Genomic DNA, 14,198 nt, shown 5'->3' with positions numbered 1-14,198 from the left:
CGTACTTCTATGGAAACTTCACATAATAATTATGGAAAAAGTATGAAAGAGGGAACAACATGAACGTGTTCAATGATCTGAACTTACAAAATAATCGTTTGGAAATATTACATAAATTAGGTCTGACAGAACCAACACCTGTTCAAAAGCAAGCTATTCCAGAAATTTTGGCTGGAAAAGATGTGATTGCCAAAGCACAGACAGGTACTGGTAAGACACTTGCATTCCTGCTGCCGATATTGGAAATGCTGGAAGCTGATAGTGCTGGCATTCAGGCACTTATTCTGAGCCCGACGAGGGAGCTGGCTATCCAGATCTATGATGAACTGGCGAAGCTGATTCATCCGGAAGAAGAAATTGGTACGTTGGCAGTCTATGGCGGTCAGGATATCGTCAAGCAGCTTAAGAAGCTGGAAGGCAGAGTGGATATCGTTGTCGCGACACCGGGACGTCTGCTCGACCATATGCGGCGCGGCACAGTGGATCTTTCCCATGTCCGGACATTCGTGCTGGATGAGGCAGATCAGATGCTGCATATGGGATTCTGGCATGATGTAAAGGACGTTGCAAATGCATTGCCGAATACGAAACAAACACTGCTGTTCTCTGCTACAATGCCGAAGGAAATCCGCCAGCTGGCATCCTCCCAGATGCAAAAGCCAAAGGAAATCACCATTCAAACAACCAATGTGACTCTGAAGGAAATAAAGCAGATTGTCCTGGAAATGTCTGATCGTGAGAAGCGGAATGCATTGAAGGTGTTATTGCAAATGTATCGTCCATTTGCTGCTATTATCTTCTGCCGGACAAGAAGACGTGCTTCTGAGCTGCATGGGTATTTGCGCGCGCAGGGTTTCGAATCGGATGAACTGCATGGTGATTTATCACAAGCAAAGCGGGAACGTGCTATGAAGAATTTCCGGGAGTATAAGACGCAGTTCCTTGTTGCAACAGATGTAGCAGCTCGGGGGTTGGATGTTGAAGGTGTGACCCATGTATTCAATTACGATCTTCCGGAGGATACTGAAAGCTATATCCACCGCATCGGCCGTACAGGCAGGGCAGGCAGTACGGGCTTAACGGTAGCCTTTGTGACACCTCGCGACAGACATCAAATAAAACAAATTGAAAAAGAAACAAAACAGCATCTGCCGCGAAAAGAACTTGTTTTCGGAGAGAATGGCAAGCCTGATTTACTGGATGCAGAGTAAATTGCCCTTGACAAATGAAAACAAGGGTAATACAATGAATCCAACATATCTGATACGTGAGCGAAGACGAAGAGTAGTAGCTTATGTGGTCACTTCAGAGAGCCGGTGGATGGTGGAAACCGGTGTGACACATACGTGAATGGACTTCCGAGCACCATAGCTGAAATGACCAGTAGGCTGTGGCGGCAACTCCCCCGATAGCAGGAGCAAAGTGAGCTAGTTCGTTAGCTAACAAAGGTGGTACCACGGGTAATCTCGTCCTTTATTGGAGAGATTGCCCTTTTTTTATACACATAACTCGTTGATGAAGAGGAGTACATGCTGCTTGATTTGCACAGAGAGCCTGGTGTGGTGAGATCCAGGTCAAATCGGCAGCATGGAATGGACTTCAGAGAGATTCCTTGAAACATAGTAGGGGAATCCGGCTTCCCCCGTTACCGGGATAGGATATCAAGGCTAAAGCTTTCGTATCCGAATGAGAGGAAAGCAAAAGAGCTTTCAATAGAGGTGGCACCGCGGTGTAAAACCGTCCCCTATGCACATGAACCAATCATGTGCATAGGGGACGGTTTTTTTATTTCAAAGAAAAGGGAGCGAAAAAGATGACGGTTACGGATAGTGTTCGATTTCAGAAGAAGCAATTGAACGGAGATACACTCACACCTGTCGTAATTTATAAACGGCTGGCAGGAGAAAAGAAGTTTTTGCTGGAAAGTTCGGTACACCATACAGGAAAGGGTCGCTATTCCATCATTGGAGCTAATCCTTATAAAGAATTGATTGGGCAGGGACAGGATACAACGCTGAAGTCTTCAGGACAGGAAGAGAAGCTGGCAGATAAACCGTTAGAGGTTCTGAAGAAACAGATAAGCGGAATGGAGCTGCCGCTTGAGTTTCCTTTCTATGGCGGTGCTGTCGGATATATGGCATATGATTCGATCCGGCAATACGAAGTGATTGGAGAAGTGCCAGAGGATCCGATTGGTATGCCGGAAGTTCATTTTATGTTTTATGAGGATATCATCATTTATGACCATAAGCATCAGCAGATCACTTTACTGGCTATTGATGGCGCGAGAAACCGGTCGGCGGATATGCTCCAGGCTCGTTTGGAGGTTATGGAGCGAGAGATTACAACCTTCAAGAACATACCCGATGCAGTATTGAAGCCAGTCTATTTCCAGCCTGAGACGGATCAAGCAACATTTATGCAGATGGTGGAAGATGCCAAGGCGTACATCAAAGCCGGTGATGTATTCCAGATAGTGCTTTCGCAGCGATTGACAGCAGACTTCCATGGAGATGCTTTCAGCTTTTACCGAAAGCTTCGGGCTAGCAATCCTTCGCCGTATATGTTCTTCCTCGATTTTGAGGACTATACCGTACTCGGTGCTTCCCCTGAAAGCTTGATCAAAGCTAGCGGCAATAAAGTGACAGCTAACCCGATTGCTGGGTCAAGGCCCCGTGGTAAAACGACAGAGCAAGATGAACAGCTGACGACTGAACTGCTGGCCGATGAAAAGGAATTGGCAGAGCATCGGATGCTTGTCGACTTAAGCCGCAATGATCTGGGACGTGTGTGTAAGGTCGGCACCGTCGAGCTGACAAAGTATATGACGGTGGAAAAGTACCAGCATATCATGCACATCGTCTCTGAAGTACAAGGAGAACTAGCAGATAATATGACTGGATTGGACGCATTGGTTGCAGCACTTCCTGCTGGAACCGTATCAGGTGCTCCTAAGATTAGGGCAATGGAATTGATCAATCATTTTGAAAAGAAAAAAAGAGGGCTCTATGCCGGGGCGGTAGGCTATATAAATATGAATGGCGATCTCGATCTGGCGCTGGCTATTCGAACGATGATCATAAAAGACAACAAGGCGTATGTACAGGCGGGAGCCGGACTAGTGTATGATTCCGACCCCGAGACAGAATATCACGAGACGCTGCATAAAGCGAAATCTTTAACGGAGGTCGGATTACATGATACTGCTGATCGATAATTATGATTCTTTTACGTATAATCTTTTCCAATACACAGCGGAGCTTGGGGAACAAGTCAAGGTTGTACGTAACGATGCAATCTCCATCCAGGACATCGAAACATTGAAACCCGAGGCAATCATCGTCTCACCTGGTCCGGGCAGACCGGAAGATGCAGGAATATGTGTCGATGCAATCCGCCACTTTACAGGAAAAATTCCGATACTCGGCATATGTCTTGGTCACCAGGCAATCGGTACAGCCTTCGGTGCGGACATTATCCGTGCAGGGCAAATCAAGCATGGCAAGACATCGACGCTTCGATATGAGGGAGAACCTGCAATCGAAGGGATAGTTAAGGATTTGCCGATCATGCGCTATCATTCTCTAGTCATCGATAAGCACAATATTCCGAATGAATTGAAAGTTACCGCTTATTCAGAGGATGACGAGGAAATCATGGCTGTCCAGCATATCCGCTATCCGGTTTACGGACTGCAGTTCCACCCGGAATCAATCGGAACAGAAGCAGGTAAGGAGATCGTGAAGCATTATATCCTAACCATGAAAGAAGGGGAAAGTAATGGAACCATTATTGGCTAAGCTTACGAATACACAGGCTTTGACATATGCAGAAACGCTGCAGGCATCCCGGGAATTGCTGGATGGCAGTATGCCTGATGCTGTGGCAGGTGCATTTCTTTCGATGCTGCAAACCCGAGGGGAAACAGCGGATGAAGTAGCTGGTATGGTGGCTGCAATTCGGGAAAAAGCGCAGACAATTCCCCTTCAGGCAGCAAATGTGATGGATAACTGCGGTACCGGAGGCGATGGATCGCAAAGCTTCAACATTAGTACGACTGCAGCCTTTGTCATTGCTGGAGCGGGTATTACGATTGCCAAACATGGGAATCGCAGCATATCAAGCAGAACCGGAAGTGCGGATGTACTGGAGAAGCTGGGGATCCCATTGTATTTGCCGGCAGAGGAGATGACGCATCTGCTTGAGGAGAATGGTATCGCCTTTTTATTCGCGCCTCATGTTCATCCAGGTCTGAAGCAGGTGATGCAGCTGCGCAAAGTACTGCGAATTCCTACGATCTTTAATTTAATCGGGCCATTGACGAATCCGGTCCAGCTTGATTCACAGCTGCTCGGCATCTATCGCCGCGATATGCTTGGGATGATGGCCGAAGCGCTCCATAAGCTGGGACGCAAAAGAGCGATTGTCATTAATGGAGCAGGATATATGGATGAAGCATCACTTGCAGGAGAGAACCATCTTGTCCTGCTGGAGGACGGTAAACAGACAGCTTTCACTCTTCATCCGGATGAGGTTGGCCTGCCGGTTTATCCGCTTGAAGCAATCAAGGGCGGTGATGCAGCTGAGAATGCAGACATTCTGCTGCGTGTGTTGAATGGGGAGAAAGGTGTCCATCGGGACACAGTGGTTTTGAATGCAGGACTTGGCATATTTGCGAATGGAAAAGTGGCTTCTATACAGGAAGGCATCGAGCTTGCTAAGGAAAGCATTGATAGCGGAGCTGCTAGACAGAAACTGCAATACTTGATCGATTATAAACAAAGGGAAGTGAGATCATGACATTCTTAGCAAGGATACTAGAAGAGAAGCGAACGGAAATTAGTACAATGAAGCAAACATATCGACCGACAGCAGCGCAGCGCAAGCCGATATCGTTATATGAACGATTCAAAGAACAGAAACAGCTGCAGATTATCGCAGAAATCAAGCGTGCTTCACCTTCCAAAGGAATGATCAATCCCGATGTTGTACCTGCGGACCAGGCAAAGATTTACGAAGCCGCAGGAGCGGGTGCAATTTCAGTGTTGACTGATACACCGTTTTTCAAAGGCACGATGGATGATTTGGCAGCTGTCCGGGAGGCAGTGGAAGTACCGATATTGAATAAAGATTTCATCCTTGATGAAATTCAGATAGACCGAGCAGCTGATTATGGTGCTGATGTAATTCTATTGATTGTAGCGGCATTGGAAGAAGAGCGATTGCACGCTCTCTATCAGTATGCAAAATCCAAAGAGATGGATGTGCTGGTAGAGGTGCACAATGAAGAAGAATTAGAGCAAGCGCAGAAGCTTGGTGCCAATATCATCGGCATCAATAATCGAAATCTAAAAACCTTCGAGGTGGATTTGGGTGTAACAGAAAGATTGATAGAGAGAATTGAGTCCTCAAATATTCTTGTTATCAGCGAAAGCGGCATAACGGTATCAGCTGATGCATCTCGTGCAGCAAAAGCAGGGGCAAGGGGAATCCTTGTTGGGGAAACACTTATGCGAGCTGACGATATAGCAGCAGTACTGGAGACACTCCAAGTTCCGGTTGGAGCGGAGCAGTCATGATCGTCAAGATTTGCGGCATTCAGTCTGTGGAGGCTGGGCAGACAGCGGTGGTTGCAGGAGCTGATATGATCGGATTCGTTTTTGCGGACAGCAGACGGAGAGTGTCACCTGAGCAAGCTGCCGGCATCGGGAAAAAGCTTCCAGATCATGTGAAAAAAGTAGGTGTATTTGTCAATGAGCCGATCGAGAGTTTGCTGGTCATAGCCGAGACGGCAGAACTGGATTATATTCAGCTGCATGGCGACGAAACACCAGACTACATTAAAGCTATCCGCAAGCCTGTCATTAAAGCTTTTTCGGTAGGTTCAGAGGATGACCTGAAGCAGCTGGCTGATTACCCATGTGATTATTATCTGCTGGATAGTCCGGCTGAAGCATATAGGGGAGGGAACGGCACCACATTCGACTGGTCGCTGGCAAGCTCAGAAACAATTCCGAGGGAAAGGCTCTTTCTTGCAGGCGGATTGCATGCTGGCAATGTACAGCAGGCGATTGAGGAAGTGAGTCCTGCTGGGGTCGACGTCAGCAGCGGCGTGGAGACAGATGGACAAAAGGATCCGATTAAAATAAAACAATTCATTACAGCGGCAAAGAGAGGACAGTGAAAAACATGGCAACATATCCGACAGAAACCGGGCATTATGGAAGCTTTGGCGGCCGATTTGTACCAGAAACACTCATGCCAGCCATCTTGGAACTAGAAGAAGCATTCAAGGAAGCGAAGGGAGATCCTGCCTTCCAAGAAGAGATGCGCTATTACTTGAAACAGTATATCGGACGGGAGACCCCGCTTTATTTTGCAGAACGCTTAACAGCAACTCTTGGCGGACCGAGGATCTATTTGAAAAGAGAAGACCTTAACCATACAGGGGCACATAAAATCAACAACACAATCGGGCAGGCGTTGCTCACACAGCGGATGGGCAAGAAAAAGGTTGTGGCGGAAACAGGCGCTGGCCAGCATGGTGTTGCCACTGCGACAGTCAGTGCGTTGCTAGGATTGGAATGCATCATCTTCATGGGAAAAGAAGACGTCAGACGACAAGCATTGAACGTATACCGGATGGAGCTCTTAGGCGCTCAAGTCGTATCCGTCGATCAGGGTAACGGCACCTTGAAGGATGCAGTAAACGAAGCGATGCGCTATTGGACGGCGAATGTAGAAGATACACATTATATTTTCGGTACAGCTGCCGGCCCGCATCCATTCCCGCAAATCGTCCGTGATTTCCAGCGGATTATCGGCGATGAAACCCGCAAGCAGATCATCGAGGCAGAAGGCAAGCTGCCGGAAGCAATTGTTGCCTGCGTTGGAGGAGGAAGTAACGCAATTGGCATGTTCTATCCGTTCGTGGATGATCGCGGTGTTAAAATGTACGGTGTGGAAGCAGGAGGTATGGGGCTACCAACAGGTAAGCATGCAGCCTCTCTTACAGAGGGGAAAGCGGGAATTCTGCATGGATCATTATCCTATTTGCTTCAAAATGAAGACGGTCAGGTACAGGAGCCTCACTCCATTTCGGCCGGATTGGATTATCCAGGCGTCGGTCCGGAGCATAGCTATTTAAAAGATGCTGGTCGAGTTACGTACGATGCTGTTACCGACGAAGAAGCGCTAGAGGCTGTGCGACTTCTATCCAGAACAGAAGGAATCATACCAGCACTGGAAAGCGCGCATGCAGTCGCATACTGTAAAAAGCTGGCGCCAGTGATGGGTGGAGAGGATGTGCTTGTTGTCTGTTTGTCCGGACGCGGGGATAAGGATGTAAACACAATCAGGGAAGCGCATGAAACAGGAGGAGATCTGTATGAGTAAAGCTATGCTGGATAATGCATTTCAAACGGTATCACAAGCTGGGGAAAAAGCTTTCGTACCATATATAATGGCTGGTGATGGCGGCTTGGACAGTTTGAATGAACGCATTCAATTTCTTGCTGATAGTGGTGCAACAGCAATCGAGCTTGGTCTTCCTTTTTCAGATCCAGTCGCAGACGGGCCAACTATCCAGGCAGCTGGAATTCGCGCATTGGAGGCAGGCACGACTGTCCGTGCAGTACTCGATGAGGTTGCTAAGGAAAAAGCCAGCTGCCATGTGCCGCTTGTTATCATGACGTACTTGAATCCAGTCTTCGCCTTTGGTGTGGAAGACTTCGCGTCAGCCTGTGCTGCAGCAGGGATATCTGGTCTTATCCTGCCTGATCTGCCGCTTGAAGAGGAAGGACTTGTTGTCGAAGCCCTTCAAAAGCATGAAATAGCTCTGATCCGTTTGGTCGCTTTGACCAGTACACCAGAAAGGATCCGGGCACTCGCTGAGCGCGCTGAAGGCTTTCTTTATGCCGTGACAGTTTCAGGTACCACAGGGGAGAGAGCGACATTCGTCGATCAGCTGGGAACACATCTGCAGGAGCTGAAAAAAATCAGCAACGCACCAGTACTGGCTGGTTTCGGAGTTTCTACACCAGCGCATGTGAAGGAACTGAGCCAATATTGTGATGGAGTAGTGGTCGGAAGTAAGATTGTCGATGCATTGCATCAAGGAGACAGACAGCAAGTGGAAGAGTTGATTAGATCAAGGAAGCAAGTGTAAATGATTTGTTTTCGTTATAGTTGGAGTGCAGGGAAATCATGTTTTCTCTGCGCTTTTTTTGTTTAAGAGGAGAAAGGTCTGTCTGTCCCCAGCCCGAAACGCTTAGTTCAAACTTATAATACAGTGAAACATTTCCGGCAACCATCCGTAGATTCATTAAGAGGAAAAAGAAAGGATGGTGCTAGTGCTTGAACTAAAAGATGTGACGAAGAGGTTCGGCAAGCATACTGCTGTCGACCAGCTGACATTGTCGATACCAGAAGGAGAAATTTTTGGATTCCTAGGAGCTAACGGTGCTGGTAAAACGACTACTTTCCGTATGATTCTTAACTTATTGGAGAATTCAGAAGGAGAGATATTCTGGCGTGGTAAAAAGATTACGTATGACCAGAGTGATGAAATTGGCTACCTTCCGGAGGAACGCGGACTTTATCCAAAGCTTACCGTAAAGGATCAGCTCGTGTATCTAGCCAAGCTTAGGGGGATGGCAAAGGCAGACAGTGTGAAAGCAATAAAGAACTGGCTTGATCGATTTAATATAACAGAATATGAAAACAAGAAAGTGGAAGAGCTCTCTAAAGGAAACCAGCAGAAAATACAATTCATATCCGCTGTATTGCACAATCCTCGCCTATTGATATTGGATGAACCATTCTCAGGACTGGATCCAGTTAATGTGGAAATGCTGAAGCAAGCCGTAATGGACCTGAAAAATAATGGAACATCAATCATCTTCTCGTCTCACCGCATGGAGCATGTAGAAGAACTATGTCGTTTTCTTTGTATTATGAAGCACGGAAAGCCGGTCGTAGAGGGCGACTTAATCGAAATAAAGCGATCCTTCCGCAAGAAGAACATTACCATATCAGCAGACTATGACTTAACCTTTTTAAAAGAAGCATCAGGTGTGGTGAAGTACCATCAGACGCAGCAGGGATGCCGACTTCAGATTGCATCATCAGAAGATGCCGTTTCTGTATGGAAGCAGCTGACCGAGAAAGGATTTGTCAGCAAATTTGAAGTGGAAGAACCAACGCTGAACGATATCTTCATTGAAAAGGCAGGTGAGTCTTATGCGTAAGTTTTGGACGGTGTTTTCGCATACCTATCTCTCTCGAGTAAAAACAAAAGGTTATGTCATTTCGAGTGCGATATTTTTACTTGTTATCTGCGGAATCTTTTATGTGCCGGATATTATCGACCGTTTTACCGGCGATTCTGAAGAACCGGTCGTAGCTGTTATAGATGAAACAGAAAATCAGCAGACCTATGAAGCATTACATGCCAGTGCAGAAGAATATCAGCCAGAATTATTCAATGGAAGCGAAGAAGAAGCGAAAGATGCAGTAGAGAATGAGGAATATGAAGGACTGCTCGTTTTAAGTCAGTCTGAACAAAGCTTGCCAGAAGCCGCTTTTTACAGTATGCAGCTCACGAACAGTACCAGTGAAACAATAGAAGCACAGCTGCAGCAAATCAAAGTTGCCCAAGCAGCTTCTCAGGCAGGCGTTGACGAAGCGACGATGCAGGATATATATGCACCAGTGTCTTTCCAGCGGGATGCCCTTGATGATAATGCAAAAACGGAAGAAGAATTGGCAGGATCATATGGACTTGTTTATATTTTAGTTTTTGCTCTATATATGAGTGTGATTGTTTACGGCATGATGATCGCAACGGATATCACCAATGAGAAATCATCAAGAGTGATGGAAATATTGATCTCCAGCTCTTCGCCGGTCGGCCAAATGTTCGCCAAGATTCTGGCGATAGGAATGGTAGGACTTACACAAGTCGCTTTAATCACGGTAGCAGTGTATGCAATGGTGCAGATCCGCGGGGAAGAACTGGGCGGAGGCTTCTTCGATTTTATTGGTATCGCTGATGCATCGCCGGTCACATTAACCTTTGCGTTGATTTTCTTTATCCTAGGCTACTTCTTATATGCCACAATTTGTGCAGGGCTCGGATCGGTTGTAAGCAGAATGGAGGATGTCCAGCAGCTTGTAAGTCCAGTTATCTTCTTGGTGATGGGAGCATTCTTTCTATCTATCTATGGACTTAGCTCACCCGATTCACCACTCATAGTCGTGACATCCTACATTCCATTCTTCACACCGATGATTATGTTTTTACGTATTGGAATGCTTGGCGTTCCTGCCTGGGAAATAGCCCTTTCCATCGCAATCCTTGTAGCAACCATTACGCTGATTGCTTGGATTGCTGCTAAAATCTATCGCGGCGGCGTATTGATGTATGGTAAAGGCGGATCATTCAATCAGCTGAAGGAAGCGTTAAAGCTATCAGGAAATATAAAAAAATAGATATGGTAAGATTGTTGAGCGTGCAGAGAACTTCTTGTTTTCTGTACGTTTTTTGTTAAAAATAAGCTCCCGCTTAGGCGGGAGCTATAGCTACGCTTTATACCTTGCCAATCTTCTATTGCGCCTCATTTGCAGTAGATACCTGCCATGTTACACCGAACTTATCTTTGACCTGCCCATATAAAGGACTCCAGAAGGTCTGCTGCAGTTCCATAATGATTTGGCCGCCGCTTGACAGCTTCTCAAATACATCCTTTGTTTCTTCCGGAGTGCTGATAATAACGGCAATTCCTACTTGGTCCCCTAACTCGAGCGGCTGACCTGGGAATGTATCAGATAGCATCAAGTCGTTGCCGCCCACTTTTAAATGCGCATGCAAAACGCGATCCTTTGCTTCAGCCGGAATTGGGTGGTTAGGATCCTCCGGCATCTCACCAAAAGTTTGTATATGCAGTACTTGAGCCCCTAAGGCCTCCTCATATAATTTGACTGCTTCTTGTCCATTGCCGTTTGTCACAATATAAGAATTGATTCCTTGTACCATGTAAGTTCATCCTTTACTATGTTTTATTTCATTCCTGTAAGGATTTCGCGGCAGATTGCGAGATTCCTTTACTATCTATGTAAAAAAGAACTATCCATCCAGACTGGCCGGATAGGATAGTTCGAATCATCTTCCGAAGTTGGTAAATATACCGCCAACAAAGTCAGTCACATTTTCCATCTTCACATTTTCTATTTCTTCCCTGTAATCCTCAGGATTGTCGTCGGGATCATAGCCGATTTTGGCTGCATCTCGATTATCAAAGTAGTCATTATGCAAGGAAGACACGCCATAAAAGACACTCGTGCCGATTTGGTCCGCCTCCAGACAGCAGACAATCAGCTGATTCATATCCCGGACACTGATCCATGTATTCAGGTTGCGATGCTCCGCGGGTTTCTCCAAATAGCTGCCGATGCGCAGGCTGGCCGTTTCAATGCCATGCTTTTTGTGATACATATTCGCCAGGTTCTCTCCGAATGCTTTGCTGGAACCGTAGTATGTATCAGGCAGGTGAGGGGCATCTGGTCCGATCGATTGATTGATCGGATGGAAGCCGACAGCGTGGTTGCTGCTGGCGAAAACGATGCGTTTGATACCATGTTTCCGGGCTGCTTCATATACATGGTAGGTTCCATTGAAGTTGTTTCGGTTAATCTTCTCGTATGTGCTTTCTGTTGCAATCCCGCCCAAATGGACGATTGCATCCACACCTTCTGCCAGCTGTTCGACTTCTTCTGCTACAGCAAGATCAGCTTGTTTAAATGTACCGAATTGATTTAAGTCTTCGTCTTGTTTAATATCGGTCATCACTAGATCATATTGATCGTGGATAGCCTTGACTAAATTCTTGCCAATATGACCGGCAGCTCCTGTCACAAGTACTTTCATCTTTCATCTGCTCCTTTGTTGTTCGAATTCCAACAGCCAGTTCTTACGCCACGGCTCCCAGCGGTAACCTGTTACAATCCTGCTCCTGCCGACAACCCGATGGCAGGGGATGACGATGGCGAATGTGTTTCGCCCGACCGCACTGGCTGCTGCCCGAACGGCTCGTCCATTACCTGCATCTTCGGCAATTGTGCTATAAAAAGCGGAACTGCCATATGGTATTTGATTGACCTGTTCCCACACACGCTGCTGAAACGAAGTTCCGTTCATCGCCAGTGGCAGCTGGAAATTGGTAAGTTCACCGTTAAAATAAGCCTGCAGCTGAGTTTGAGCCAGTTTTGTCAGCATGTTTTCGTTAGCAGGCAGCTGTTCACCGAATAGGATGCTTGTTATGAGTTGATCTGTTGCTGTAATCTGTACATTACCTAAAGGCGTCTCGATATTACTTGTATAAGACATGATTGCCTCCTAAGAAATAAGCTCCAAAGCGGAAAGCCTTGGAGCTTGATAGATTAGCTGTACATTGCCGCAATTTCTTTCTGCAGCTTTTTGTCAGAAACATATTCATCATACGTCATTTCTTTATCTACGATACCAGCTGGAGTGATCTCGATCAGACGGTTCGCTATACTGTTCACAAACTGTTGGTCATGGGAAGTGAAGAGAAGAACACCTTTGAATTTGATCAATCCTTCGTTCAAGGACTGGATGGATTCAAGATCCAAGTGGTTCGTCGGTTCATCCATTACCAATACATTCGATTTGCTGAGCATCATCTTCGATAGCATACAGCGTACTTTTTCTCCTCCGGAAAGCACGTTCGCTTCTTTCAGTGCATCTTCCCCGCTGAATAGCATACGTCCAAGGAATCCGCGAAGGAACGTCTCTGTCTGGTCCTCAGGAGAGTACTGACGAAGCCATTCCACCAAAGTCAAATTCACACCATCAAAGTATTTGGAGTTGTCTTTCGGGAAGTACGATTGGGAAGTAGTGATACCCCACTTGTACTCACCAGCGTCAGGCTCCATTTCACCCATGATGATTTTCAATAGTGTTGTTTTCGCGATCTCATCGCGGCCGACAAGGGCAAGTTTGTCTTCACGGCCGATTGTGAAGCTGACGTTATCGAGTACTTTGACACCGTCGATTGTCTTCGAAATGCCTTTGACAGTAAGTACATCATTACCGATTTCGCGCTCTTGCTGGAATCCTACATACGGATAGCGGCGGGAAGAAGGCTTGATGTCTTCCAATGTGATGTTATCAAGCATCTTCTTACGGGAAGTCGCTTGCTTGGATTTCGAAGCATTCGCACTGAATCGCGCGACGAAGGCTTGTAATTCCTTGATTTTCTCTTCTTTTTTCTTGTTCTCATCCTGTGCCATTTGTGTAGCTAACTGGCTGGATTCATACCAGAAGTCATAGTTACCCACATAAAGCTGGATTTTACCAAAGTCAACATCCGCGATATGCGTACAAATCTTATTTAAGAAGTGACGGTCGTGGGATACGACGATAACTGTGTTATCGAAATTGATCAAGAATTCTTCCAGCCATTGGATCGCCTGCAAATCAAGTCCGTTGGTAGGCTCATCCAGAAGCAAAACATCAGGGTTGCCGAACAAGGCTTGTGCAAGGAGCACTTTCACTTTCTCGGAACCAGTCAGTTCAGCCATTTTTTTATCATGCAAGTTTTCAGAAATACCTAAGCCTTTTAATAGAACAGCGGCATCAGATTCTGCTTCCCAACCGTTAAGCTCTGCGAATTCACCTTCAAGTTCAGCGGCACGCATGCCGTCTGCTTCAGAGAAGTCTGCTTTTGCATAAAGCGCATCTTTTTCTTCGATGATTTTGAATAGACGCTCATGACCCATCATGACCGTTTGCAGAACTTCATGCTCTTCATATCCGAAGTGGTTCTGTTTCAGGAAGGCTAGACGCTCTCCATCACCAATCGCTACGTTACCTACCTGCGGCTCAATATCACCAGAAAGTACTTTCAAGAAAGTGGATTTTCCGGCACCGTTTGCACCTATAACCCCATAGCAGTTTCCAGGGGTGAACTTTATATTAACTTCTTCAAATAGCTTTTTGTCGCCATATTGTAGACCTACATTATTTACCGTTATCATGTATACCTTTTCCTCCATGATCAAAAATGTCACGCATGCCTTAAGCTTACGGGAAATAAGAGTGTAAGTCAATGTTCAAAATTTTGTAATAAAGTCTGATTTTATTATGAGGTGTTTGCTATACTTACATAAAAAGGAAG

14 protein-coding genes and 2 other annotated features are annotated in these 14,198 nt (G+C 46.2%); of the genes, 10 read left to right on the top strand and 4 right to left on the bottom strand.

Going from position 1 to position 14,198, the window contains the following annotated elements:
* Positions 1-59 precede the first annotated feature (59 nt).
* From CHH91_RS00970 to CHH91_RS00930, 10 genes are all read left to right on the top strand, one after another.
* Positions 60-1,211 carry a DEAD/DEAH box helicase gene (locus tag CHH91_RS00970; protein ID WP_095221093.1) on the top strand — a complete coding sequence of 384 codons (1,152 nt, stop codon included), beginning with the start codon at positions 60-62 and terminating at the stop codon, positions 1,209-1,211.
* Positions 1,212-1,265: 54 nt separating this feature from the next.
* Positions 1,266-1,477 (top strand) — a binding site (T-box leader).
* Positions 1,478-1,503: 26 nt separating this feature from the next.
* Positions 1,504-1,748, top strand: a binding site (T-box leader).
* Between the two features lie 65 nt (positions 1,749-1,813).
* Positions 1,814-3,217, top strand: coding sequence for an anthranilate synthase component I (gene trpE, locus CHH91_RS00965; protein WP_095221092.1), 1,404 nt, complete (start codon positions 1,814-1,816; stop codon positions 3,215-3,217).
* Positions 3,198-3,800, top strand: a complete 603-nt coding sequence (locus tag CHH91_RS00960) for an anthranilate synthase component II (protein WP_095221090.1) — start codon at positions 3,198-3,200, stop codon at positions 3,798-3,800. The genes trpE and CHH91_RS00960 overlap by 20 nt, the downstream gene beginning before the upstream one ends.
* Positions 3,781-4,800 (top strand): anthranilate phosphoribosyltransferase, encoded by a 1,020-nt coding sequence (gene trpD / locus CHH91_RS00955; protein WP_095221088.1) that lies wholly within the window; start codon positions 3,781-3,783, stop codon positions 4,798-4,800. The genes CHH91_RS00960 and trpD overlap by 20 nt, the downstream gene beginning before the upstream one ends.
* Complete coding sequence (trpC, locus tag CHH91_RS20410) at positions 4,797-5,579, top strand: indole-3-glycerol phosphate synthase TrpC (protein ID WP_176465618.1); 783 nt, start codon at positions 4,797-4,799, stop codon at positions 5,577-5,579. The genes trpD and trpC overlap by 4 nt, the downstream gene beginning before the upstream one ends.
* The gene (locus tag CHH91_RS20405; protein WP_176465617.1) at positions 5,576-6,184 is read left to right on the top strand and encodes a phosphoribosylanthranilate isomerase; all 609 of its coding nucleotides are present in this window, start codon (positions 5,576-5,578) and stop codon (positions 6,182-6,184) included. Before trpC ends, CHH91_RS20405 begins: the two co-directional genes overlap by 4 nt.
* Before the next feature lie 5 nt (positions 6,185-6,189).
* Entirely contained in the window at positions 6,190-7,395 is a 1,206-nt protein-coding gene (trpB, locus tag CHH91_RS00945) for a tryptophan synthase subunit beta (RefSeq protein WP_095221244.1), read from the top strand.
* Positions 7,388-8,167: a tryptophan synthase subunit alpha gene (gene trpA / locus CHH91_RS00940; RefSeq protein ID WP_095221086.1), complete on the top strand. Its 780-nt coding sequence runs from the start codon at positions 7,388-7,390 to the stop codon at positions 8,165-8,167. Before trpB ends, trpA begins: the two co-directional genes overlap by 8 nt.
* A 175-nt stretch (positions 8,168-8,342) precedes the next feature.
* The gene (locus tag CHH91_RS00935) at positions 8,343-9,248 is read left to right on the top strand and encodes an ABC transporter ATP-binding protein (protein ID WP_095221084.1); all 906 of its coding nucleotides are present in this window, start codon (positions 8,343-8,345) and stop codon (positions 9,246-9,248) included.
* Positions 9,241-10,491, top strand: coding sequence for an ABC transporter permease (locus CHH91_RS00930; protein WP_095221082.1), 1,251 nt, complete (start codon positions 9,241-9,243; stop codon positions 10,489-10,491). Before CHH91_RS00935 ends, CHH91_RS00930 begins: the two co-directional genes overlap by 8 nt.
* Before the next feature lie 115 nt (positions 10,492-10,606).
* Here CHH91_RS00930 and CHH91_RS00925 read toward each other — a convergent pair whose 3' ends face one another.
* From CHH91_RS00925 to CHH91_RS00910, 4 genes are all read right to left on the bottom strand, one after another.
* The gene (locus CHH91_RS00925) at positions 10,607-11,035 is read right to left on the bottom strand and encodes a VOC family protein (RefSeq protein ID WP_095221080.1); all 429 of its coding nucleotides are present in this window, start codon (positions 11,033-11,035) and stop codon (positions 10,607-10,609) included.
* 126 nt (positions 11,036-11,161) lie between these two features.
* The gene (locus tag CHH91_RS00920; RefSeq protein ID WP_095221078.1) at positions 11,162-11,926 is read right to left on the bottom strand and encodes an NAD-dependent epimerase/dehydratase family protein; all 765 of its coding nucleotides are present in this window, start codon (positions 11,924-11,926) and stop codon (positions 11,162-11,164) included.
* 3 nt (positions 11,927-11,929) lie between these two features.
* Positions 11,930-12,385 carry a methylated-DNA--[protein]-cysteine S-methyltransferase gene (locus tag CHH91_RS00915; protein WP_095221076.1) on the bottom strand — a complete coding sequence of 152 codons (456 nt, stop codon included), beginning with the start codon at positions 12,383-12,385 and terminating at the stop codon, positions 11,930-11,932.
* Positions 12,386-12,438: 53 nt separating this feature from the next.
* Positions 12,439-14,058, bottom strand: a complete 1,620-nt coding sequence (locus CHH91_RS00910) for an ABC-F family ATP-binding cassette domain-containing protein (RefSeq protein WP_095221074.1) — start codon at positions 14,056-14,058, stop codon at positions 12,439-12,441.
* Between the last annotated feature and the right edge of the window lie 140 nt (positions 14,059-14,198).

Origin of the sequence: Virgibacillus sp. 7505, assembly GCF_002272135.1 — a bacterium.
In the GTDB taxonomy this organism is placed as follows: domain Bacteria; phylum Bacillota; class Bacilli; order Bacillales; family Amphibacillaceae; genus Terribacillus.
The sequence above is the reverse complement of the archived record's forward strand: the minus strand, read 5'-3'. Positions and strand labels throughout refer to the sequence as shown.